The following is a 23417-nucleotide window of genomic DNA, read 5'->3' as shown; positions in this document are numbered from 1 at the left end:
CTACGATCCCGCCATGTCGATCATCGCGTCCATACCCGTGCTCAAGGGTGAGGACCACACCAACCTCTCCGCCATCCCCGAGGGACTGCTCCTGCGGAGCCGGCACGAGCAGTTCAACATCCCCGGGGAGGCCGTGGCCCGGGTGCGGGCCGAGGGGGCGGCGGTCGCCGTCGAGCTGCGGGCGCCCGCCGGGGCGACGCCGGTGGTGTACCGGATCGAGGGGGTGGACGAGGCTCACGCCGTCGCCTTCGCCGACGGGGTGAACTCCTTGCTGCTCGAACCCGACGAGGAGGTCGACGGCCTTTCCCTCGTCGTCTGCGACACCCGGAGGACGCGCCGGGCCCAGCGGGCCATGCGCCGGTTGAAGCGGCTTTCGCTCGCGGGCCTCGTGGCGACCGTCGTCATGGCCGTGGTCGGCGGGATGACCGGAGGCGCCCTCTACCCCGTCCTCACCGTCCCGCTCATGAGCTTCACCGTCGCATGCCTCGCGGGCAGCCAGCACGAACTGACGGACTGGCTCCACAGGCGGCGCATCCGCAAGCACGGCGCCCAGGAGTTCGCCCGGCCGGCCAATCTGCCGGGGTCGTGGCTCTACGTCGACGCCACCGGGCTGCACCGCGCCGTCATCCACTTCGGCGGGGGGCCTTACCTGGAGGTCGCGTACGACCGGGAGGACCCGGCGGACGTCGTCACGCTGCGGCCGGGATTCATGCAGCGCCTCGGCCTCACAGCGGGAGTGTTCCTCCTCTTCTGCGGGATCCTCGGGGCGGCAGCGACGGTCGGGCTGATGGTGGAAGCCGCCGCCCAGAGCTGACCCCCGGGGCCTGCCCCACGAGGCCCCAAGTCTCGCCTATAGAACTCATAAGTCTGGCTTATGAGTCCATAGACCGGGCCCGGGTACCACTTTGCGCGTGTTGTTATTTAGGGTGACCTAAGTGTCGGCGGCTTCGCCGCCACCTCGCTTGCGAAGGGAATCCCGTCATGCCCCGCCCCCTCCGGGTCGCGATCGTCGGCGCCGGCCCCGCCGGCATCTACGCCGCCGACGCGCTGCTGAAGTCCGACGCCGCCACCGAGCCGGGCGTGTCCATCGACATCTTCGAGCGGATGCCCGCCCCCTTCGGCCTGATCCGCTACGGCGTGGCGCCGGACCACCCGCGCATCAAGGGCATCATCACAGCGCTGCACCAGGTGCTCGACAAGCCGCAGGTCCGTCTCTTCGGCAACGTGAACTACGGCACCGACGTCCACCTCGACGACCTGCGCTCCTTCTACGACGCGGTGGTCTTCTCAACCGGCGCCATGTTCGACCGCGAGCTCCGCATACCGGGCGTCGAGCTCGACGGTTCGTACGGCGCCGCCGACTTCGCCTCCTGGTACGACGGCCACCCGGACGTCCCGCGCACCTGGCCGCTGGAGGCCGAGAAGGTCGCCGTCCTCGGCGTCGGCAACGTGGCGCTCGACATCGCCCGCATCCTCGCCAAGACGGCGGACGAGCTCCTCCCGACCGAGATCCCGGCGAACGTCTACGACGGTCTCAAGGTCAACAAGGCCGTCGAGATCCACGTCTTCGGCCGTCGTGGCCCGGCCCAGGCCAAGTTCAGCCCCATGGAGCTGCGCGAGCTGGACCACTCCCCCACCATCGAGGTCATCGTCAACCCCGAGGACATCGACTACGACGAGGGCTCGATCGCCGAGCGGCGCAAGAACAAGCAGACCGACATGGTCGCGAAGACCCTGGAGAACTGGGCGATCCGCGACGTCGGCGACCGCCCGCACAAGCTCTTCCTGCACTTCTTCGAGTCGCCCGTCGAGATCCTCGGCGAGGACGGCAAGGTCGTGGGCCTGCGCACCGAGCGCACCGAGCTCGACGGCACCGGCAACGTCACGGGCACCGGCGCCACCACCGACTGGGACGTGTCCGCCGTCTACCGCGCGGTCGGCTACCTCTCCGACGAGCTCCCGAAGATCCCGTGGGACACCACGACCGGCACCATCCCCGACCAGGGCGGCCGGGTCATCGAGGAGACCGGCGAGCACCTGGCCTCCACGTACTGCACCGGCTGGATCCGCCGCGGCCCCGTCGGCCTCATCGGCCACACCAAGGGCGACGCCAACGAGACCGTCGCGAACCTGCTGGACGACTTCGCGAACGGCCGTCTGCTGACGCCCGAGACCCCGGAGGCGGACGCGGTCGTGTCCTTCCTGGAGGGCAAGGGCATCACGTACACGACGTGGGAGGGCTGGTACGCCCTGGACGCCGCCGAGAAGGCGCTCGGCGAGCCGCAGGGTCGCGAGCGCGTGAAGATCGTCGAGCGCGAGGACATGCTGCGCGCGAGCGGCGCCATCCAGTAGTCACCGGCGCGAGCCGAGGCCCTCGCCCCTTCCCGGTCCTACCCTGAAAGGACCGGGAAGGGGCGAGGCCATGTCCGCACCCACACTGCACACCGCCGACGCGACCGCCGGAGCCGGGACGGCCGACACGGTCGAGCACGCCCGCGACGCGGTGGCCCGGGAGTCCTGGGCCGAGGCGTACGCACTCCTGCACGCGCAGGACCTCCATCCCACCCGGGCGCTCACCGCCACCGACCTGTCCGCGCTGGCGGACGCGGCCTGGTGGTCCGGACACGTCGACGAGTCGGTCGCCGCCCGGCTGAGGGCCCACTCCGCCTACGTGGCGGCCGACGACCACCGCGGCGCCGGCCTCGAAGCCTGGTGGCTCCATTACGAGTACGCGGGCCTGGGGCGGCCCGCGGCCGCCTCCGGCTGGCTGCACCGCGCCCGCCACCACTTGGAGGGCCTGCCGGACTGCCCCGAGCAGTGCTTCCTCGCCTGGACGGACGCGGAAGAGGCCCTGGCCCACGGCGACCCCGCCGGCGCCCTCGCGGCGAGCGACCGCATGACCCGCCTCGCCGTCGGCTCCGGAAGCCCCGATCTCCTCGCCCTCAGCCGCCAGGCCGCCTCCTCGACGCTGCTCGCCCAGGGCCGCCGCGCGGAGGCGCTGTCGCTCCTCGACGACGCGATCTGCGCCGCGACGGCGGGCGAACTGAGCGGCATGGTCACGGGCTGGCTCTACTGTCTGGCCCTCACCCAGTGCATGGAGGCGGCGGACTTCCCGCGCGCGGTCGAGTGGACGAACGCGGCGATGGAGTGGTGCGCCCCGCCCTGGGCGGGGCGTCCGCCCGAAGGGCACGGCGAGGGGGACGACGAGCCCGTGCCCGCGGCCCTGCCGTCCGGGGAGAACCCCTTCCGAGGAGTGTGCCGGGCGCACCGGGTCGACGTGCTGGACCTGCTGGGCTCCTGGGCGCTCGCGGAGGCGGAGGCCCGGCAGGCGTGCCGGGAGGTCCCGGCGGACTGCCTGGAGTCGGCGGCGGCCGCGTACTACGCCGCCGGGGACGTCCAGCGGCGCCAGGGCAGGCTCGACGCGGCGACCGTCTCGTACGCGCACGCCCACGAGCTGGGCCGGATCCCACAGCCGGGCCTGGCGCTGCTGCGGCTCGCCCAGGGCCGGACGGACGCGGCGGTGGCGGGACTGAGGCTGGCCCTGGCCTGTGCGGGCGACTCCCGCCACGACCTCCTCGGCCGGGCCCGCCTGCTCGGCGCCACCACCGAGGTGGCCCTCGCCGTCGGAGACGTACCGGGAGCGGCGGAGGCGGCGGACGAGCTGGACACGCTGGCCGGAGACGTACCGCTGCTGCGGGCGATCGCCGACACGGCGCGCGGCGCGGTGGCCCTGGCGGGCGCCGAAACGGGCACCGCGCCCGGCACCCCCGCCCACGAGCGGGCGCTGCCGCTCCTGCGGCAGGCGCTCGCCGGCTGGCTGGAGCTCCGTGTCCCGTACGAGGCCGCGCAGGTGCGGATGCTGCTCGCGGCGGCGGACCGGGCGGTGGGCGACGAGGAGGCGGCCCGGCTGGAGCTGGCGGCCGCCCGGACGGTCTTCGAGCGGCTCGGCGCCGTACCGGACGCCCGGCGCGCGGCGGCGCTGCTCTCCGGCGGGAAGCGGCGGCGGCTGCCGGGCGGTCTCACGGCCCGCGAGGCGGAGGTCCTGCGGCTGGTCGCCGGGGGCGGCACGAACAAGGACATCGCCCAGGCGCTGGTGATCAGCGAGCACACGGTCTCCCGGCACCTGAACAACATCTTCGCCAAGCTGGGCGTGGGCTCCCGGGCCGCCGCGACGGCCTACGCGTACGCCCACGGCCTGGTCTGACCGGCTTCGCCCCGCACGGACGGGGCCCCCGGTGCCGACTGGTGCGAACGGCCCACGCCCGCCCACCGCCCCACATGGGCGGTTCGGGCGATGCCCCGCACCGCTCCCCCGGGCTACACCGGAACCATGACCACCACAGCCCCCCTCCTGGACACGCTCCGCGGTGCCGTGCGCGGCACCGTCGTGACCCGCGGCGACCCCTCGTACGACGAGTCCCGCCGGGTCTACAACGCCCTGCACGACCGCCGCCCGGCCGTCGTCGTCCACGCCGTGGACGCCGGCGACGTCATGGCCGCGGTGCTGTACGCCCGGGAGCACTCCCTCCCGCTCGCCGTGCGCGGCGGCTCCCACTCGGTCGCCGGGTTCGGCACCGTGGACGACGGCCTCGTGGTCGACCTGTCCCGCATGAGGGGCGTACGGGTCGATCCGGAGGCCCGTACGGCCCGGGCCGAGGGCGGGGCCACCTGGGGCGACTTCAACCACGCCACCCACGCCTTCGGGCTGGCCACCACCGGCGGGGTCGTGTCGACGACCGGCGTCGGCGGTCTGACGCTCGGCGGCGGCATGGGGCATCTGGCCCGCCGCTGCGGGCTGAGCTGCGACAACCTGATCGCCGCGGACGTCGTGACCGCCGAGGGCACGCTCGTCTCCTGCGACGCGGAGCGGCATCCGGACCTCTTCTGGGCGCTGCGCGGCGGTGGCGGGAACTTCGGGGTCGCCGTCTCGCTCGCATACCGGCTGCACCCGGTCTCGGACGTCTTCGCCGGCCTGACCTGCTACCCGCTCGGCCCGGACGTGGTCCGCGGCTGGCAGCGGATGATCGAGGACGCGCCGGTCGAGCTCAACACGATCCTGGTGATCGCCCTCGGCCCCGAGGAACCGTTCCTGCCGGAGCGCTGGCACGGCCGCCCGATCTGCGCCGCGTTCACCTGCTTCAGCGGCCCGGCGGCGGACGACGAGAAGGTCCTCGCCCGGCTCGACGGGCTCGGCCCGGTCGTCGGCCGGTTCATGGAGCGGATGCCCTACCCGGTGATCAACACCCTCTTCGACGAGCAGCTGCCGCCGGGGCTCTTCCACTACTGGAAGGGCAACTTCAGCCGCGACCTCACGGACGGCGCGATCGACGCGCACATGGAGTACGGCGGGACGATGCCGTCGATGGAGTCGGACACCGCGATCTTCCCGATCGACGGGGCCTGCCACGAGGTGGGGCCGGAGGAGACCGCGTTCGCCTACCGGGACGCCGTCTTCTCGCACTCCATCGGCGCGACCTGGTCGACCGGCGTGGCGGACGCGGAGGCGAACATCGCCTGGACCCGTGCCTACGACAAGGCGCTGCGCCCGCACACCGAGGAGGGCGGGTACGTGAACTTCATGGACACCGACGACCAGGACCGGGTCCGGGTCAACTACCGGCAGAACTTCGACCGGCTGCGCGCGGTCAAGCGCCGGTACGACCCCGACAACGTGTTCCGGCTCAACCAGAACATCGCGCCCTGAGGACGACGGGGTCCCTACGGCACCGTCCGGGCCGAGGCGAGGAGGCGGACGGTGTCGTCGGGCGCGAGCGAGAGCGCGTTCCCGACGGTCCCGAGGACCTCCATCTCGGTCGGGCTGTAGACGCCGTCGGCGAGGGCGATCCGGGCGGCCTGGAGCAGGATCGACTCCCGCCCGGCGGGCGCCAGGTGCGGAGTGAGCGGCTCCAGGGCCTCGTGGAGCTCGATCGCGAGGAGACTGCCCTCGGGGTTCACCTCGGGCATGAAGCGGCCGGTGTCGGCCTCCAGGGCCTCGACGAGGTCGACGAGCTGGACGGCCGTGCACTCGGCGAAGCCGGCGGACCGGACCGCGCTCACGGCCCGGTCGAGGACCGCGCGGGAATCCGTACCGCCGGCCGCGAGCACGGCCAGGGCGACGGTGTGCACGCCGTCCCGGAGCATGGCGGAGAAGCGGCTCGTCGTCGGGCGGTCGAGGACCTCCGTACCGAAGTGCGTGTGACAGGCCGCGCACTCGACGACGGGGCCCGTACAGCCCCTGGGCAGGACCGGGACGCCCAGGACGGCGAATCTGCGGCGGCCGGTGCGGCGCCGGTAGTTCCGGTCGCCGCCGCACTCCTCGCAGAAGAACTCGCCGTCTCCGACCGTGTTCCAGGAGGTGCGGATTCCGCAGACGCCCACTTTCCCACCACGTGAATTCCGGGCAGACCGCACACGCACCTCCTCAACGGCCCGGCTGCACTGCCGGCGTTGGCGTGATGTTAGCCACATCCTTGATGTGGCGTCAGCACCCCGTCAGCAGATCGCCGTGGAGATGGCCGAGACACGACACCGTCCGAGCGGCCTCAGGAGGCGCGGCGACGACGCTTTGCGAAGGCCAGGAAGCCTCCGCCGACGAGGACGGCGGCCACGGCGGCACCGATCGTCCCGGGTCCGATGGCCGAACCGGTCGTCGCGAGATCACCCTCCGGGGTGGCGGACGGCGCCGGGGTCGAGGCCGGGGCGGTGGTCGCCTCGCCCGGCGTCCCCGGGGTGGCGGCGGTGCCCGGGGCCTCGGGGGTGCCTGCGGGCGTCGACGGGGAGGCGGAGGTCCCGGGGGTCTGCGAGGCGCCCGGGGTCGCGGGGGCCGTGGGCGTCCCGCCGCCCTCGCTCGGGGTCGGCTCGGGAGTCGCGGGCGGCGTGGGGACGGGCGTCTCGGTCGGCGCGGGCGGCTCGGGGGTGACGACGGGGCCGGGCGTGGTCTCCTTCGGGAGGCAGCCGGCGAAGTTCATCTGGTGGGTCTCGGCGCCGGGGACGGTGACGAGCTCCTCGGCGACGACCGAGCCGTTGACGTGCCCGGGGCCGATGTTCGCCCCGCCCATCTCGACCTTGGCGTTCGGCGCGAGGATCGTGCCGGGCCAGGAGGTGTAGTTCTTCTTCACGCTCTCGGCCTGCGGGAAGTTCCAGAGCAGCTTGGAGCGGATCTGCCGGAAGTCCTCGCTCGCCAGGACGTAGTCGTCGATGACCGGGGCCGTGCCGTCCGCGCCCTGGTAGTAGACGCCGTAGGTGGCCGACTTGTTCATGTCGTACGAGGCGCCGAGCACGTTCACGAGGGTGGAGGAGCCGGCCGGGACCTTGAGCGTGATCGCCCGGACCTTCTCCAGGTCGGCGGCGTCCACCGCGAAGACGTTGAGCTTCGCGTCCGTGCCGGTGAGGAACAGGCCCTGGGCGTCCTTGTCGCCGGCGACCGTGCCGCCCGGCGTGATCCCCGCCCAGGCGGTGGAGAGCGCGCGCAGGTCGGCGAACTCCTTGGCGAAGTCGATCGGGGAGGCCGGGGTGGCGCCCTCCTCGACCTTGTCGCCGTCGACGCCGAAGCCCTGGCCCGGGGTGGAGCGGTCGACGACCTTGCCGGCGATGCCGGTGCCGTTGTCGAGGACGACCTGGTTCGCGTACAGGGTGCCGCCGACGACGAGGCTGTGGCCGCCGGGCAGCTTCGCGAGGTCGGCGCCGGTGAGCTTGTGGCCGATCGAGAAGCCCGAGGGCTGCTTCGGGTCGCCGAAGGTGGCGTCGCCGCCGACCGCGACCGCGCCCTCGGAGTCGGAGTGGCGGACGGAGTCCTTCTCGACGAACTCGGCGAAGAGGCCGGCCGTGCCGAGCGGGTTCGTCGCGCACGACGTCGCGGGGGTGGCGGAGGCGGCGGGGGCCCAGGCGAGGGCGGTGCCGGTCACCGCGAGGACAGCGGCCACGGCAGCGGTCGTGCGCATGCGAAACTCCAGGTCAGGGAGGTGCGAAGGGGGCGCGTGGGGGGAGTGTCCGAGGGGACGAGGTGACCTTCCGCCATTCCCCGATGTGCCGTCAACTCACCCGATATGACGCCGAATCCGGCATGACGCCATGATCTTCCTTAAGTGAATCTGAAACCGTGACGCAGCTCACACACGAAGCTGCCCCGCACCCTCCGGGAGGAAGGGTGCGGGGCAGCGGCCGTGCAGCGCGTCAGCGGCTCAGCGTGTCAGCGGGCGGAGCGGTTGACCGCCGAGATGACGGCCTTCAGCGAGGCGCGGGTCGTGTTGGCGTCGATGCCGATGCCCCACAGGACCTGACCGTCGATGGCGCACTCGATGTACGAGGCGGCCTGCGCGGAGGCGCCCTCGCTCATCGTGTGCTCCTGGTAGTCCAGCAGGCGGGCGTCCACGCCGATCGCCTGCAGGGCGGCGAAGAAGGCGGAGATCGGGCCGTTGCCGGAGCCGGACAGGACGGTCTCGGCACCGTCGACGATCGCCTCGACGGTCAGCGTGTCCGTGCCGTCCGTGTCGGAGGTCGTCTGACCGGAGCGCAGCTGGATGCGCCCCCAGGCGTTGTCCGGGTTGGGCAGGTACTCGTCCTGGAAGACGGACCAGATCGCGGCCGGCGTGACCTCGCCGCCCTCGCTGTCGGTCTTCTGCTGGATGATCTTCGAGAACTCGATCTGCATCCGGCGGGGCAGGTCCAGCTTGTGGTCGTTCTTCAGGACGTACGCGATGCCGCCCTTGCCGGACTGCGAGTTGACCCGGATGACCGCCTCGTAGGAGCGGCCGACGTCCTTCGGGTCGATCGGCAGGTAGGGCACGGCCCACTCGATGTCGTCGACGGTGACGCCCTTGGCGGCCGCGTCGGCCTCCATCGCGTCGAAGCCCTTCTTGATGGCGTCCTGGTGGGAGCCGGAGAAGGCGGTGTAGACCAGGTCGCCCGCGTAGGGGTGGCGCGGGTGGACCTCCATCTGGTTGCAGTACTCGCTCGTGCGGCGGATCTCGTCGATCTGCGAGAAGTCGATCTGCGGGTCGACGCCCTGGCTGAACAGGTTCATGCCCAGGGTCACCAGGTCGACGTTGCCGGTGCGCTCGCCCTGGCCGAACAGGCAGCCCTCGATGCGGTCGGCGCCGGCCATGATGGCCAGCTCGGCCGCCGCGACCGCGGTGCCGCGGTCGTTGTGCGGGTGGACGGACAGGCAGACGTGCTCGCGGCGGGTCAGGTTCCGGGACATCCACTCGAACCGGTCCGCGTGCGTGGACGGCGTCGAACGCTCCACGGTGGCGGGCAGGTTGAGGATGATCTCGCGGCCCGGGCCCGGCTGCCAGACGTCACAGACCGCCTCGCAGACCTCCAGGGCGAAGTCCAGCTCGGTGTCGGTGAAGATCTCGGGGCTGTACTGGTAGCCGAAGACCGTCCGCTCGTCGAGCAGCTTCTCCGCGTACTCCATGACCAGGCGGGTGCCGTCCACGGCGATCTGCTTGATCTGCTCCTTCGAGCCGCGGAAGACGACCCGGCGGAAGGTGGGCGCGGTGGCGTTGTACAGGTGGACGGTGGCGCGCTTGGCGCCGACCAGGGACTCCACGGTCCGCTCGATCAGGTCCTCGCGGGCCTGGGTCAGTACGGAGATGGTGACGTCGTCCGGGATCGCGCCCTCTTCGATGATGGAACGCACGAAGTTGAAGTCGGTCTCGCCGGAGGAGGGGAAGCCGACCTCGATCTCCTTGTAGCCCATGCGGACCAGCAGGTCGAACATCTCGCGCTTGCGGGCCGGGGACATCGGGTCGATCAGGGCCTGATTGCCGTCGCGCAGGTCGGTCGACAGCCAGCGGGGCGCCTGCGTGATGCGCTGCTCGGGCCAGGTGCGGTCGGGGATCTGCACGGCCTCGTAGCGGCCGTACTTGTGGATCGGCATCCCGGAGGGCTTCTGCAGCTGCGTCGCGTTGGTGACGGGCGTGGGGCGGCTGACGAACGGGGACTGGGTCATTGCGTTTGGCTCCTCGGGTCCAGCTTCAAGAAGGACGGCCGACTGTCGAACGCAACACCAGGTCCCGCGGGGAGGGGGTCGGCCTACGACTACAGGCCCTCGCCGCGGCAGCTAAGGAGAAGCAGCCCGAAACGCATGATGTGCCGCAGCTTAGCCCAGGGACGTCGGAGACGGACGTCCTGTTTCAGTATGCGGGACGGGCCGCGCGTCAAGGCTGATCAGTGACGTATCACTCCATTTCGCCAATCCTCGTCTCAACTCGTGACAGTGACATCACGCAGTGCCACATTGCTGGGATGACTCCCCAGACGCCCGTCTTCTGCTCGATCGTCCCGCCGCACCTCCTGGAGCACCTGGCGCGCTCCTCGAACCCGGCGGTCGCCGCCGCCGCGCGCCGCACCCTCATCGCGGACGCCTCGGCCCGGACGAGCCGGGTGCTGCCGCTGCCCGGCAGCGCGCCGACGCTCGCCCCGGCGGACGTCGGCCGGCCGCACCGCACCGTCTACGACTGCGAGCGCGGCACCGAGCTGCCGGGCACGCGGGTCCGCGCCGAGGGTGAGGAGGCGACCGGCGACGCCACCGTCAACCGCGCGTACGCGGGCCTCGGCGCCACCTTCGACCTCTTCCTGAACGCCTTCGGGCGGGACTCGATCGACGGCTCGGGGCTGCCGCTGCGGGCCTCGGTCCACTACGACGAGAACTACGGCAACGCCTTCTGGAACGGCGAGCAGATGGTGTTCGGCGACGGCGACGACGAGATCTTCCTCGACTTCACGCTGCCGGTGGACGTCATCGGCCACGAGCTGGCCCACGGCTTCACCCAGCACACGGCGAACCTGGAGTACTTCAGCCAGTCCGGCGCGCTCAACGAGTCCGTCTCCGACGTCTTCGGCTCGCTCGTGAAGCAGTACGCCCTCGGGCAGAGCGCCGACCGGGCCGACTGGCTGATCGGCGAGGGACTCTTCCACCCGAACGTGGAGGGCACGGCCCTGCGCTCGATGAAGGCCCCGGGCACCGCGTACGACGACGACGTCCTCGGCAAGGACCCGCAGCCCGCCCACATGGACGACTACGTCCGCACGAGCCGGGACAACGGCGGGGTGCACATCAACTCGGGCATCCCCAACCACGCCTTCTACCTGTTCGCGACCGAGCTCGGCGGGAACGCCTGGGAGCGGCCCGGGCAGGTCTGGTACGACGTGATGACGGGCGGGACGCTCACCCCCGAGACCCGGTTCTCGGAGTTCGCGGCGGCCACGGTGGCGGCGGCCAAGGCCCGGTACGGCGACGGGGAGGAGATCCAGGCCGTCCTGAAGGCCTGGGCGGCGGTGGGGGTGCCCACCGACTGACCGGCTGGTAGACAGGGCCCATGCGGATTCGAGTGCGGCGCACGGGCGGTTTCGCGGGCATCGAGCGGTCGGCGGAGGTGGAGGTCTCGGACCCCGAGTGGGAGTCCCTGGCCGCCACCGTCCTCGCCGAGGGCGACGGTGACGTCCGGGGCGTGCCGGACGGTTTCTCGTACGAGATCACCGTCGACGGCCGCACGGTCCGCTGTTGCGACCCCCGTCTCACGGAGGCGCAGAGGACCCTCGTGACGAGGGTCCTCAAGGAGGGCGCGTAGCGGTCACCCGCGGCGCCAGAACCCGCCGGCCCCCTGCTCCTTCGGGCGCCGGACCTCCAGCGTCCAGTCGCCTTCGGAGGACCCGACCGCCACCAGCAGGGGTCCCGTCGGCAGCCGTCTCAGGGACTTCGGGCGCTTGCCGGCCTCGTTGGCGAGCGACTTGTAGTCGTGGCAGTCCCGGGAGTCCGGCGCGTAGCCCCGCACCTCGAAGTAGGCGTGGTCCCCGACCGGGCGGAGGGCGGCGGCGAGCTCGGCGGCGGGTCCCGTGTGGAGCAGCACGTCCGCGCCGCGGCCCTTGGCCCCTCGGCCGAGTTCCGCCACGGCGCCGACCGGCCGGAGTGTGATCTTCCATCTGCGGTTCGAGGCGTCGACGCGCAGGTAGAGCGGGCCCTTTCCGTCGAACCACAGCGCCGCCCGGCCCTCGAAGTCCGTCAGGGTCGTGTTGGCCAGCGCGTGGCCGGGGCCCGGCTCGCCCTCTTCGTCGATCCTCCGGACACAGAAGTAGCCGTCGCCCTGCCGCTCGGTGTCGATCAGGAGGATGCCGGGCGGCAGGGGCACGTCGACGGTGACGTCCTGATTGCCCTCGCCCTCCCGGACGTACTCCGGGAAGTCCCTGCCGAAGAGCGCGGCGGGGGACGAGGACGCCGCTGCGAGGACCTCGGGCGCCGGGAGCTTGGTCACGCCCTCGACAGCGACGGGCTCGGGCCCGGGCGCCGGGAGCTCGGTCACGCCCTCGACGGCAAGGGACTCGGGCCCGGGCGCCGCGGCCGGGCCGCTGCCCTCGATGCCGAAGTCCTCGGCGAGGCCGACGAGCCCGGAGTCGTACCCCTGGCCCACCGCGCGGAACTTCCACGTGCCGTCGCGCCGGTAGAACTCGCCGAGGACGAACGCCGTCTCCGTCGTCGCGTCGTCCACCTCGTACAGCGCCAGCTGCTCCCCCGTACCGGCGCTGATCGTCCGCACGAGCAGCCCGGGCACCTGGCCGAAGCTTCCCTCGTCGCAGGAGGCGGTGATCGCGATGCGCTGGACGTCGGGCTCGACGCGCGCCGTGTCGATCTCCAGCCAGTCGGCGACGCGCCGCTCCTCGTCCCGCACCTGCCCGACGTGGCGGACGGCGCCGGAGGCGTGCGCGAGCTGGTTGTAGAAGACCAGGTCGCCGTCGCCCCTGACCTTGCCCACGGCGTCCAGGAGCAGCGCGGAGGCGTCGACCTCCGGCACCCCGTCGCCGGCGGCCCGCCGGACGACCGCGACCCGCCACACCTGCCCGGGGACCGGCAGGTTTCCCCCCTTGATGATCTGCGTCACCGCGTCATGCTGGCACGCGGCCGGGGGGAAGTCGACGGGTTCAGAAACCGAGCTTGCGCAGCTGCTTGGGGTCCCGCTGCCAGTCCTTCGCGACCTTCACGTGCAGGTCGAGGAAGACCGGGGTGCCGAGCAGGGCCTCGATGTGCTTGCGGGACTTCATGCCCACCTCCTTGAGGCGGCTGCCCTTCGGGCCGATGATGATGCCCTTCTGGCTGGGGCGCTCGATATACACGTTGGCGTGGATGTCGAGCAGCGGCCGGTCCGCCGGGCGGTTCTCGCGCGGGATCATCTCCTCGACGACCACCGCGATCGAGTGCGGCAGCTCGTCCCGTACGCCTTCGAGCGCGGCCTCGCGGATCAGCTCCGCGACCATGACCTGCTCCGGCTCGTCCGTGAGGTCGCCCTCCGGGTAGAGCGGCGGGGACTCGGGCAGCAGCGGGATGATCAGGTCGGCGACGAGCTGGACCTGCTTGTCGCCGACGGCCGAGACCGGGACGATCTGCTGCCACTCGAAGCCCAGCTCCTTGCCGAGCTGGTCGACCGCGATGAGCTGCTCGGCGAGCGTCTTGGAGTCGACCAGGTCGGTCTTGGTGATGATCGCGACCTTCGGGGTCTTCTTGATCGCGGCGAGTTCCTTGACGATGAACTTGTCGCCGGGGCCGAGCTTCTGGTCGGCGGGCAGGCAGAAGCCGATCACGTCGACCTCGGCCCAGGTGGTGCGCACGACGTCGTTGAGCCGCTCGCCGAGGAGGGTGCGCGGCTTGTGGAGGCCGGGGGTGTCGACCAGGATCAGCTGCGCGTCCGGGCGGTGCACGATGCCGCGGACGGTGTGCCGGGTGGTCTGCGGCCGGTTCGAGGTGATGGCCACCTTCTGGCCGACCAGAGCGTTCGTGAGGGTGGACTTGCCCGCGTTGGGGCGGCCGACGAAGCAGGCGAAGCCGGCCCGGTGGACGGCTTCGGTTTCAGGGTTGCGAGCGCTCATGGGGGCCATTGTCCCCGATGAGCGCCCGCCTCACGCACTCAGGACGTCCCGGGGCCCGCCTCAGGCCTCGTCCAGGGCCCGGCGGCGGCGCATCCGGAGGCCGAAGAAGCCGGTCACGGTCGCGACGAGGAGGGTCCCGCCGGCGAGCCAGGGCAGGGCCGTGAAGGACACGGTGCCGGTCTCCTTCACGTTCTTCGCGCTGGCGGTGAGCGTCACGTCGCCCCAGTCGAACTGCGGGGAGCCGTTCCACCGCTCGGTGAGCCGGATCTTCTGGCGGGGCAGCAGCTCGGACGGCACCTTCGCCAGGTCCCGGTCGAGGAGCGTGCGCCCGAAGAGCCCCTCGGCCTTGAGGACGACCTTGGGGTTGAGGGTGACGTTGCCCCGGTTGTGGAGGGTGTACGAGACGAGGGCGCTGCTCGTGCCGGTGCCGGGGACGAGCGGCCGGTCCTGGTCGAGGGTGACGTCCTCCACGGCGAGGGCGGGGACGGTAGGGCCGTTGACCCGGAGGTAGACGCGGGCGCCGACCGCGCGCTGGACGCCGACGGCGACGGAGCCCTGCCCGCTGGGGCTGATCCGCTCGTCGAGGGCGACGAGGGCGCCGGGGTGGTCGCCGGGGTCGGCGTCGGCGGGGACGGCCAGCGTGTACGGGACGGTGACGGCGGAGCGCGGCGGGACGGTGACCCGGGTCTGCCGGGGCTTGATCCAGGCACCTGCGCCGGTCTGCTTCTCCGCCTGCGTGCGGATGGCGAAGCCGCCGTCCCGGTCGGTGTTGTAGGCGTCGGCGCCGTACAGCCGGAAGCTGAGCGGGGCGGCCGTCTTGTTGGTGACGGTGACGCGCTCGGTGAGCGAGGTGCCGGGGTCGACGGAGAGGTAGAAGTACGGGCGGCTGCCGGGCTTCGCGGCGGCCGGGTAGACGGCCCACTCGCCGTTCTCGGCGGCGGCGGCCCGCGGTGCGGCGCCGGGGAGCACGAGCGACACGAGGGAGACGAGGGACGCGAGGAGCGCGCCGAGGAGGAGCGGTCGGAGGACGTACGGCTTGCTGCGCACAGTGCGGAGAACCCCCGGGTGCGGAGCGGGCCGGCCGGGGGTCGCCCGGCCGGCCCGCCGGGTGGTCAGGACAGGGTCAGCGTCAGCACGCCCGCGTACGAACCGGGCGCGGTGAACGCCGGGACGTCGAGGGAGAGCTTGGCGTCGACGGTGAACTCGCCGCCCGTGAGGGTGCCGTTCGGCGTGGAGGCGAGGGTCGCGCCGCCGCTGCCGACGGGACCGGCCGAGCCGGCCGCGCAGGCGCTGGGGCTGCCGGCCTTGGCGGCGCAGGCAGGGGTCCAGCTGAGGTTCCCGGCGCCGATGGCTCCGCCGGGGCCGGTGAAGTCGGTGACCTTGCCGGTGAGGGACCAGCCCGCGGGACCGCCGCGGAAGTCCTTGACCGTCACCGTCTTCAGATCGCCGGTGGCCGCGCCGCCCTGCCCGAAGTCGACCGAGGTCAGCTCGACGGCGTCCCCGGCCTGGCTCATGGAGAGCTCGCCCGCCGTGACGGCCGCGGTGATCGTCTGGCTGTTCGGCGGGGCCGGTACGACGACCTTGTACGCGGCGGGTCCGGCGCCCTTCTCCGGGTCCCAGGCCGCGCCCTCGTACGCCACGACACCGGTGGTCGCCGGGTCGTTGACCTTCAGGCGCGCGGCGAAGCCGCCCTCGCTGTCGGTCGTGACGGTCATCTTGTCCGCGGTCTCGGCGCCGCCGGCCCGGCCGACGACGGTGACCTCGGCGAGCGGGGTGAACTTGGCGCCGGTGACGGTCACCCGGACCCCGGGGTCGCCCGAGGCGCTGTCGAGCTGGAGCGTCCGGGCGTTGGGGCTGGTCACGGGGCTCGCGACGACCGTCTCGGAGACCGGGGCGGGCGGGTTGAGCACCGTACAGGGGGTGTCCAGCTCCATGAGGTAGCTGGTGTGGATGTTGTAGTCGCCCGGCGAGAGGGTGATCGATCCGGCCTCGGTGACCGTGAAGGTGCCGGTCATGGAGAAGGCCGGGAAGGAGCCCTTGCCCGGGATGGGCGGGTTCTTCTTGGGTCCGGTGACGCTCACCGCGCCGGTCTGGGCGCCGCCGAGGACGACCTTGCCGCTCGGGGTCATGATGTCGGCCGGGAGCGCGAGGTCGACGGGGTTCGACGCGGCGGGCTTGGTGATCGTGTAGGTCACCGTGACCGTGTCGCCGACCTTGGGCGCGGCCTTGTCGACCGTGATCTCGGCGGTCGTGGTGCCCGTGATGGGCGGGATGCCGGCGATCGGCGGCGGGACGCATCGGGTCTGGAACTCCACCGGGGCGGAGTCGGTGGTCGCGTGGGCCGGAGCGGCGATGGCGCCGCCTGCGGCGACCGCGAGGGCGGTGGCGCCGAGGACGGCGGTCCAGCGCCGTCTTCGGGTCGCCGCCCTGGATCGGGTGAGTGCCATGTGTGGGCCCCCTCCTGAGGGATGAGAGGGCGCCATTGACGGCTGCGGGCCGAGAGAAGTCAATGGAATCGAAAACCATCGACTGATGACCCATCAGATTCTGTCAAGATCAGCATATTCCTGGCATTTGCCCAGGTCACGCCAGAGACCGGTGCCGCCGTCGGCGACACCGGTCAGGGGTGGGGCAGGGCTCAGCTGAACACGAACGGGCCCGGCGTCTGCGAGGTCACGGCGTCACAGTTCACCGTGACTCCGAAGATCACCATCTTGAGGGCGACACCCGCGAAGTACGAGTTGAGGCTGTCGCCGGAGGCCACGATCCCGCTCAGGGGGCCGATGGTGACGGGCTGCCCGGCGCCGACCGCCGGGTTCTTCTTCCCGGTGAAGACCCGGGTGCCGCCGCCCGCCTTCGCCAGCGTCAGCGTGGCGTTGATCTGGTCGGCGCCGACCGGGATCGGCGTCGTGACGGCCGTGCTGATCGTCATGGTCGCGGACGTACCGCTCTGGGTCGCGGTGATGTTGGCGGTGCCGCCGCCCCAGCTGCCGCAGTCGTACTGCGCCGACGCGGACCCCGGCGAGACGGCTCCGGCCGTCGGGGCGAAGGCGAGTCCGGCGGCGGCGAGTGCTCCGGTGAGTACCGCGACCGTCCCTAAGGTGCTTCTGCTTCTCATGGCGAGTTCGAACCCCTTCCGATGACGAACGCAGGGGTGCGGGCGCTGCGTGAACGGCGAATATCTGACGGTCCGTCGGGCGAACCGATGCTCATTGAGACGCAGACGGCCGGGGAAGGCAAGAGAAGTTGCGGTGATCCTTCACAAACGCGCAAGGGCCCGGCACACGGCCGGGCCCTCGATGTCTCATTGTCGCCCTTCGCGACGACGGCGTGTCAGCCCGCGACGACGGCGTGTCAGCCCGCGGTGACGGCCTCGCGCAGCTTTCCGTCCGGACCGGCGAGCAGCACCGGCGTCTCCGGGCCGCCGAGGTCCCGTACGGCCGCGCGGTCCTCCGCCGACGCGGCACCGGCGTTCGACACGACGGCCGCCGCCTCCAGGGACTGGGCACCGCTGGCCACCGCCATCGCCACCGCGGTCTGCAGCGCGCTCAGCTTGAGCGACTCCAGCTCCACGGTCCCCGCCACGTACGTCCGCCCGGTCTCGTCCCGTACGGCCGCCCCCTCGGGCACGCCGTTGCGTGCGCGGGCGCTGCGCGCCAGGGTGATGATCTTGAGGTCCTCGGCGCCGAGGTCGCCGTGCTCGCTGCTGAGTGTCATGGCCCGAGCATAGGTCGGAGCCCGCGGACGGCCGCGCTCCGTCTCACCCCACGGCCCTGCGGATCTCAGCCCGCGACCGGGTACATCGCCCCGCGGCGGCCCTCCGGGGAGACCAGCCACTCCAGCTTCGCGGCCGTGTCGGCCTCCGGGAGCGGGGTGTGCATGACGATGACCAGGTCCGGCCGGGCCGGGACCCTGAGCTGCGTGGCCTCCACGACCAGCGTGCCGACCAGCGGGTGCTCCATCTCCTTGCGGTTCTGGCCGCCCGGCAGGATGTCCCGCCGCTCCCACAGCTCGGCGAACTCCGGGCTCAGCTCCTTGAGCTCCTCGACGACCGCCCGGAACCCCTCGTCGTCCGGGCACTCCGAGCAGGCGGACCGGAACTGGGCGACGACCCGCGGCGCGAGCTCCTCCCAGTGCCCCATCCGCGAGCGGTACAGCGGGTCGGTGAAGAAGGTGACCAGGCAGTTCTGCGAGGCCTCCGGCCGCATCCCGAGCACGATCGCCGCCGCGTCGTTGTAGAGCACCGTGTTCCAGTACACGTCCATGATGTGCGCGGGGAACGGCATCCACGTGTCGATCAGCCGCCGCAGCCCCTGGCACATGTCCCGGTCCTCCGGGGCGGCCTCCAGGGCCGGCGGGTTGAGCGCCGCGAGGACGTACAGATGGCGCCGCTCCGCCGGGCTGAGCCGCAGCACCCGCGCCACCGAGTCCAGCACCTGCGGCGAGACCGTGATGTCGCGGCCCTGCTCCAGCCACTGGTACCAGGACACCCCGACGCCCGCGAGGACCGCGACCTCCTCGCGACGCAGGCCCGGCGTGCGGCGGCGCGCCCCGCCGTCCGGGAGTCCCGCCTCGGCCGGGCTCACCCGGGCCCGGCGGCTCATCAGGAACTCGCGCAGTTCGCCGAGGCGGTGCTGCTTCGCGCTGGTGCTCTCGAGAGCGGTGGCCACGTCTGCTTCCTCCCCCTGGATGCCTGGTGGTGCGACCAACAGGATAAGTACCCGCTCCCCACCCGTGTTCCCGTGACGCGAGAGTCGTGGGCATGGCAACGACGACCACTTCACCCGCTCCGCCCGCCGCTCCCCCGGCCGCCCCTGCGTCCCTCACGGGCCGCAACCGGCTCATCCTCTTCGTCCTGTGCGCCGCCCAGTTCATGGTGGCGCTCGACTTCTCCGTCCTGAACGTGGCCCTGCCCGCCCTCGGCGCCGACCTCGGCCTCGGGCAGTCGGCTCTCCAGTGGGCCGTCACCGCCTTCGCCCTGCCCTCCGGCGGTTTCCTGCTCCTCTTCGGACGGATGGGCGACCTCTACGGCCGCAAGAAGCTCTTCCTCGCCGGGCTCGCGCTCTTCGGAGCGGCCTCGCTGCTCGCCACCTTCGCCTGGAACCCGGCCGCCTTCCTCACCGGGCGCGCCCTCCAGGGCATCGGCGCCGCCGCGATCGTGCCCACCGGCATGTCGCTCCTGACGACGACCTTCCCCGAGGGCCCCCTGCGGGACAAGGCGCTCGGCATCTCCGGCACCCTGCTGTCGCTGGGCTTCACCGTCGGCATGGTGCTCGGCGGGGTCATGACCGACACGCTCGGCTGGCGCTCCACGATGGGCCTGCTCGCGCTCTTCACCGTGATCGTGCTGCCGCTGGCGCCGAGCCTGCTGCCCGAGTCCCGGACCCCCGAGAAGCCCCGGCTCGACGTGCCGGGCGCGGTGACGGTCACGGGCGGTCTGCTCGCCCTGATCTACTCCCTGTCGACGGCCGCCGAGCACGGCTTCGGCCGGACGGACGTCCTGGTCACCCTGGCGGCCGGGCTGCTGCTGCTCGCGGTCTTCGTCCGGGTCGAGTCCCGGCACGCGGCCCCGCTCGTCTCGCTGCCGATGCTGCGCCGGCGCACGGTCGCCTTCGGCAACCTGGGCGGCCTGATCACCTTCTCGATGATGTCGACCGTCATCTTCGTCCTGACCCTGTACCTCCAGGAGACGCTGGGCCTGTCGTCCTTCGCCACCGGTCTCGTCTTCGGCGTCCAGGGCGTCTTCGCGGTCGTGGCGGGGATGCTCGCGCCGAAGGTGATCGGCCGGCTCGGCGCCCGCCGCGTCCTGGTCGGCTCGCTCGCCGGGCAGGGCCTGCTGACGGCGGCGATCCTCGGTGTGGGCCAGGAGTCGGGTGCGCTCCTGGCGACGGTCGCGGCCTCGCTGGCCTGCATGTTCCATCTCGGCGCGATCATCTCGTACGGACTGATCGTCACCTCCGGCGTCCCGGACGAGGAGCAGGGCCTGGCGACCGGCCTGGTGACGACCACCCAGCAGGTCGGGCTCACCATCGGGATCCCACTGCTCGGGGTCCTCGCGACGACGGGCGGGGACCTGTTCGGGGGTGTCCGCACGGTCCTCGCCCTGGACGCGGCGATCGTGCTCGGCACGGCGGTGCTCGTCGCCCTCGGCCTGCGGCGACGCGCCTGAGCCCAGGGGGTGTCTTGCCGATCAGGCCGGGCTCGCGGCGTGATCGACAAAACACCCCCAGGGCGGGCCCCGACCCGTCCTACGGCCGGTCGAGTCGGAGCCGTACCGCCTTGGGGAGACCGGCGACGACGAGGTCGTACGAGTCCTCGACGAGCTCCCGGACCATGCGGTCCGGGAGCTCTCCGACGGTCACGGTGTTCCAGTGCCGCTTGTTCATGTGGTAGCCCGGGGCGACGGCGGGGTGCTCCGCGCGGAGCCGTACCGCCTCGTCCGGGTCGCACTTGAGGTTGATCCGCAGCGGGTCCCCGTCGAGCCACGACAGCGCGAACATCTTCCCGGCGACCTTGAAGACGGAGGTGTCCGGTCCGAACGGGAACTCCTCCGAGGCGTCGTTGAAGTCCAGGCAGAGCGCACGCAGCTCGTCGGGGGTCATTCCGTTTCGTCCTCCGGTTCCAGGGGCTCCACCAGCACGGTGACGATCTTGTTCCGGCGGCCGGCCGGGGACTCCGCCGTGAGCCGCAGCGAGCGGCCGTCCGGCAGCTCCACGACCGCCTTCGCGCCCGCGATCGGGACGCGGCCGAGGGCCTTGGCGAGCAGTCCGCCGACGGTCTCCACGTCCTCGTCGTCGTACTCGTCGGGGCCCAGGCCGTACAGCTCGCCGAGGTCGCCGATGTCGAGGCGGGCCGTGACGCGGTGACTGCCCTCGCCCAGGTCCTGGACGGGCGGCAGCTCGCGGTCGTACTCGTCGGTGATCTCGCCGACGATCTCCTCCAGGATGTCCTCGATGGTGACGATGCCGGCCGTGCCGCCGTACTCGTCGATGACGACGGCGACGTGGTTCCGCTCCTGCTGCATCTCGCGCAGGAGGTCGCCGGCGTTCTTGGTGTCGGGGACGAAGGCGGCGGCCCGCATCGCGGTCGACACGAGGTCGGCCTCGGAGTCGCGGTTGATGTGCGTCTTCCGGACGAGGTCCTTCAGGTACACGATGCCGACGATGTCGTCCTCGTTCTCGCCGGTCACCGGGATCCGGGAGAAACCGGAGCGCAGCGCGAGGGTGAGGGCCTGACGGATCGTCTTGTACCGCTCGATGCAGACGAGGTCGGTGCGCGGCACCATGACCTCCCGCACGAGCGTGTCGCCCAGCTCGAAGACGGAGTGCACCATGCGGCGCTCCTCGTCCTCGATGAGCGACTCCTGCTCGGCGAGGTCCACCATGGCCCGCAGCTCGGCCTCGGAGGCGAAGGGGCCCTTGCGGAAGCCCTTGCCCGGGGTCAGCGCGTTGCCGATGAGGATCAGGAGCTGCGGGATCGGCCCCATGATCCGGGCCAGCGGCAGCAGGACGTACGCGGCGGCCGTCGCCGTGTTCAGCGGGTGCTGGCGGCCGATGGTGCGCGGCGAGACGCCGACGGCCACGTACGACACGAGGACCATCACGACGATGGCGACGAGCAGCGCCTCCCAGGTCTCCGGGAAGGCTTCGAGGCAGGCGTACGTGACGAGGACGCCGGCCGCCATCTCGCAGGCGACGCGGACGAGCAGCGCCACGTTGAGATAGCGGGTCGGGTCGGAGGAGATCTGGGCGAGCTTCTCGGCCCCGCGCCGCCCGGACCGGACGGCCTCGGCGGCGCGGAAGCTGGAGACGCGGGCGAGGCCGGCCTCGGCGCAGGCGGCGAGCCAGGCGACGACGACCAGCGCGACGGCGCCGAGGATCAGCGAGACGTCCATCGGGTCAGGAGACGGTCGGAGCCGGGGACGGGCCGGTGAGGCCCTTCTCCGCGCGCCAGCCGTCGACGATCGCCGCCTGGAGGCCGAACATCTCGGCCTTCTCCTCGGGCTCCTCGTGGTCGTACCCGAGGAGGTGGAGCACGCCGTGGACGGTGAGGAGCTGGAGCTCCTCGTCCATGGAGTGCTCCGTCGGCGCGTCCTTGCCCTGCTGGGTGGCGACCTCGGGGCAGAGCACGATGTCGCCCAGGAGCCCCTGCGGGGGCTCCTGGTCGTCCTTGGCCGGCGGACGCAGCTCGTCCATCGGGAAGGACATGACGTCCGTGGGCCCGGGCAGGTCCATCCACTGGATGTGGAGCTGCTCCATCGCCTCCGCGTCCACGACGATCACCGAGAGCTCGGAGAGCGGGTGGATGCGCATGCGCGCGAGCGCGTAGCGGGCGATGTCGAGGATCGCCTGCTCGTCGACCTCGGTACCGGACTCGTTGTTGACGTCGATCGACATGTGTTCTGCGTTCTACTTCCCGTTACGGCCGCGCCGGTGCTCGCCGCGGCTGTCGTCGCGGCTGTCGTTGCGGAGGTCGTACTGCTCGTACGCGTCGACGATACGGCCGACGAGCTTGTGCCGGACGACATCCTGCGACGTGAGCGTCGAGAAGTGGACGTCCGGGACACCGTCCAGGATGTCGCGGACCTGGCGAAGACCGCTCTTCGTGCCGTTCGGCAGGTCGACCTGGGTGACGTCACCGGTGATGACGATCTTCGAGTCGAAGCCGAGGCGGGTGAGGAACATCTTCATCTGCTCGGGGTTCGTGTTCTGCGCCTCGTCGAGGATGATGAACGCGTCGTTGAGGGTGCGGCCACGCATGTATGCCAGCGGTGCGACCTCGATCGTCCCGCTCGCCATGAGCTTGGGGATCGAGTCGGGGTCGAGCATGTCGTGCAGCGCGTCGTAGAGCGGGCGCAGGTAGGGGTCGATCTTCTCGTAGAGCGTGCCGGGCAGGAAGCCGAGCCGCTCGCCCGCCTCGACGGCGGGCCGGGTCAGGATGATCCGGGTGACCTGCTTGGACTGCAGGGCCTGGACCGCCTTGGCCATGGCGAGGTAGGTCTTGCCCGTGCCGGCGGGGCCGATGCCGAAGACGATCGTGTGCTTGTCGATGGCGTCGACGTACCGCTTCTGGTTGAGCGTCTTGGGGCGGATGGTGCGGCCCCGGCTGGAGAGGATGTTCTGCGTGAGCACCTCTGCGGGGGTCTCGCCGCCGTCCGCCGATCCTTCGTCGCTCGCCCTGAGCATGGCGATCGAGCGTTCCACTGCGTCCTCCGTCATCGGCTGACCGGTGCGGAGCACCAGCATCATCTCGTCGAACAGGCGCTGTATCAGGGCGACTTCCGCCGCGTCCCCGACCGCGCTGACCTGATTGCCCCGGACATGAATGTCGGCCCGCGGGAAGGACTTCTCGATGACGCGGAGCAGCGCGTCACCGGAGCCCAGCAGGCTCACCATCGGATGCTTGGCGGGGACGGTGAAGTGGGCGCGGGCCTGGTCGGGCTTCCCGTCGAGGGACGCTCCGTCGTGGGCTGTGGGTGTCTGAGTCATGGGCCGGCACTGTGGCCTGCGCATACCTCCCGTTGCAGGGTTCTCGCTGCTCGACAACCTCTCGGCTTC

Annotated in this window: 21 protein-coding genes; 7 read left to right on the top strand and 14 right to left on the bottom strand. The window is 71.8% G+C overall.

Annotated elements, in window-relative coordinates:
• Positions 1–13: 13 nt before the first annotated feature.
• The 4 genes from IE124_RS02300 to IE124_RS02285 all read left to right on the top strand — a co-directional run bounded on the left by IE124_RS02300 (position 14) and on the right by IE124_RS02285 (position 5704).
• Entirely contained in the window at positions 14–814 is an 801-nt protein-coding gene (locus IE124_RS02300; RefSeq protein WP_189504215.1) for a hypothetical protein, read from the top strand.
• A 167-nt stretch (positions 815–981) separates the two neighbouring features.
• Positions 982–2352, top strand: coding sequence for an FAD-dependent oxidoreductase (locus IE124_RS02295; protein ID WP_189504212.1), 1371 nt, complete (start codon positions 982–984; stop codon positions 2350–2352).
• Between the two features lie 70 nt (positions 2353–2422).
• Positions 2423–4204 (top strand): LuxR family transcriptional regulator, encoded by a 1782-nt coding sequence (locus IE124_RS02290; RefSeq protein WP_189504211.1) that lies wholly within the window; start codon positions 2423–2425, stop codon positions 4202–4204.
• Positions 4205–4330: 126 nt separating this feature from the next.
• On the top strand, positions 4331–5704 hold the full coding sequence (locus tag IE124_RS02285) for an FAD-binding oxidoreductase (protein ID WP_189504209.1): 1374 nt from the start codon (positions 4331–4333) through the stop codon (positions 5702–5704).
• Positions 5705–5718: 14 nt separating this feature from the next.
• On the opposite strand, the gene IE124_RS02280 is transcribed toward IE124_RS02285, so the two are convergent.
• From IE124_RS02280 to leuA, 3 genes are all read right to left on the bottom strand, one after another.
• The gene (locus tag IE124_RS02280; RefSeq protein ID WP_189504206.1) at positions 5719–6411 is read right to left on the bottom strand and encodes a TerB family tellurite resistance protein; all 693 of its coding nucleotides are present in this window, start codon (positions 6409–6411) and stop codon (positions 5719–5721) included.
• 131 nt (positions 6412–6542) lie between these two features.
• Complete coding sequence (locus tag IE124_RS02275; RefSeq protein ID WP_189504204.1) at positions 6543–7940, bottom strand: choice-of-anchor A family protein; 1398 nt, start codon at positions 7938–7940, stop codon at positions 6543–6545.
• 248 nt (positions 7941–8188) lie between these two features.
• The gene (gene leuA, locus IE124_RS02270; RefSeq protein ID WP_189504201.1) at positions 8189–9952 is read right to left on the bottom strand and encodes a 2-isopropylmalate synthase; all 1764 of its coding nucleotides are present in this window, start codon (positions 9950–9952) and stop codon (positions 8189–8191) included.
• 296 nt (positions 9953–10248) lie between these two features.
• Between leuA and IE124_RS02265 the strand changes: the two genes are divergently transcribed.
• A complete protein-coding gene (locus IE124_RS02265; protein WP_189504199.1) occupies positions 10249–11301 on the top strand; it encodes a M4 family metallopeptidase in 1053 nt (350 codons plus the stop codon).
• Positions 11302–11321: 20 nt separating this feature from the next.
• Positions 11322–11573, top strand: a complete 252-nt coding sequence (locus tag IE124_RS02260) for a protealysin inhibitor emfourin (RefSeq protein WP_189504197.1) — start codon at positions 11322–11324, stop codon at positions 11571–11573.
• Between the two features lie 3 nt (positions 11574–11576).
• Here IE124_RS02260 and IE124_RS02255 read toward each other — a convergent pair whose 3' ends face one another.
• The 7 genes from IE124_RS02255 to IE124_RS02225 form a co-directional block, all read right to left on the bottom strand.
• A complete protein-coding gene (locus IE124_RS02255; RefSeq protein ID WP_189504195.1) occupies positions 11577–12878 on the bottom strand; it encodes a TerD family protein in 1302 nt (433 codons plus the stop codon).
• A 40-nt stretch (positions 12879–12918) separates the two neighbouring features.
• Positions 12919–13869: a GTPase Era gene (gene era / locus IE124_RS02250; protein ID WP_370468724.1), complete on the bottom strand. Its 951-nt coding sequence runs from the start codon at positions 13867–13869 to the stop codon at positions 12919–12921.
• Positions 13870–13920: 51 nt separating this feature from the next.
• On the bottom strand, positions 13921–14907 hold the full coding sequence (locus IE124_RS02245) for a WxL protein peptidoglycan domain-containing protein (RefSeq protein ID WP_189504191.1): 987 nt from the start codon (positions 14905–14907) through the stop codon (positions 13921–13923).
• Positions 14908–14972: 65 nt separating this feature from the next.
• Positions 14973–16307 carry a beta-xylosidase gene (locus IE124_RS02240; RefSeq protein ID WP_189504189.1) on the bottom strand — a complete coding sequence of 445 codons (1335 nt, stop codon included), beginning with the start codon at positions 16305–16307 and terminating at the stop codon, positions 14973–14975.
• A 191-nt stretch (positions 16308–16498) separates the two neighbouring features.
• Positions 16499–16978, bottom strand: a complete 480-nt coding sequence (locus IE124_RS02235; protein WP_189504187.1) for a hypothetical protein — start codon at positions 16976–16978, stop codon at positions 16499–16501.
• A gap of 236 nt (positions 16979–17214) precedes the next feature.
• Entirely contained in the window at positions 17215–17577 is a 363-nt protein-coding gene (locus IE124_RS02230; protein WP_055643534.1) for a cytidine deaminase-like protein, read from the bottom strand.
• 65 nt (positions 17578–17642) lie between these two features.
• Positions 17643–18464, bottom strand: coding sequence for a helix-turn-helix transcriptional regulator (locus tag IE124_RS02225; protein WP_370468728.1), 822 nt, complete (start codon positions 18462–18464; stop codon positions 17643–17645).
• Between the two features lie 158 nt (positions 18465–18622).
• Between IE124_RS02225 and IE124_RS02220 the strand changes: the two genes are divergently transcribed.
• Positions 18623–20029 (top strand): MFS transporter, encoded by a 1407-nt coding sequence (locus tag IE124_RS02220; protein ID WP_189504183.1) that lies wholly within the window; start codon positions 18623–18625, stop codon positions 20027–20029.
• Positions 20030–20108: 79 nt separating this feature from the next.
• Here the strand turns inward: IE124_RS02220 and IE124_RS02215 are convergent, their stop codons facing one another.
• Genes IE124_RS02215 through IE124_RS02200 form a run of 4 tightly spaced genes read right to left on the bottom strand, consistent with a single transcriptional unit; the run spans position 20109 to position 23348 of the window.
• The gene (locus tag IE124_RS02215) at positions 20109–20462 is read right to left on the bottom strand and encodes an MmcQ/YjbR family DNA-binding protein (protein ID WP_189504181.1); all 354 of its coding nucleotides are present in this window, start codon (positions 20460–20462) and stop codon (positions 20109–20111) included.
• A complete protein-coding gene (locus IE124_RS02210) occupies positions 20459–21754 on the bottom strand; it encodes a hemolysin family protein (RefSeq protein WP_189504179.1) in 1296 nt (431 codons plus the stop codon). The genes IE124_RS02215 and IE124_RS02210 overlap by 4 nt, the downstream gene beginning before the upstream one ends.
• Positions 21755–21758: 4 nt before the next feature.
• Entirely contained in the window at positions 21759–22256 is a 498-nt protein-coding gene (gene ybeY / locus IE124_RS02205; protein WP_024757712.1) for an rRNA maturation RNase YbeY, read from the bottom strand.
• A 12-nt stretch (positions 22257–22268) separates the two neighbouring features.
• On the bottom strand, positions 22269–23348 hold the full coding sequence (locus IE124_RS02200) for a PhoH family protein (protein WP_189504177.1): 1080 nt from the start codon (positions 23346–23348) through the stop codon (positions 22269–22271).
• Positions 23349–23417 lie beyond the last annotated feature (69 nt).

Source organism: Streptomyces narbonensis (genome assembly GCF_014649015.1).
GTDB classification, from domain to species: domain Bacteria; phylum Actinomycetota; class Actinomycetes; order Streptomycetales; family Streptomycetaceae; genus Streptomyces; species Streptomyces narbonensis.
Note: the sequence above shows the minus strand (reverse complement) of the source record. Positions and strands in the feature narration are given on the sequence as shown.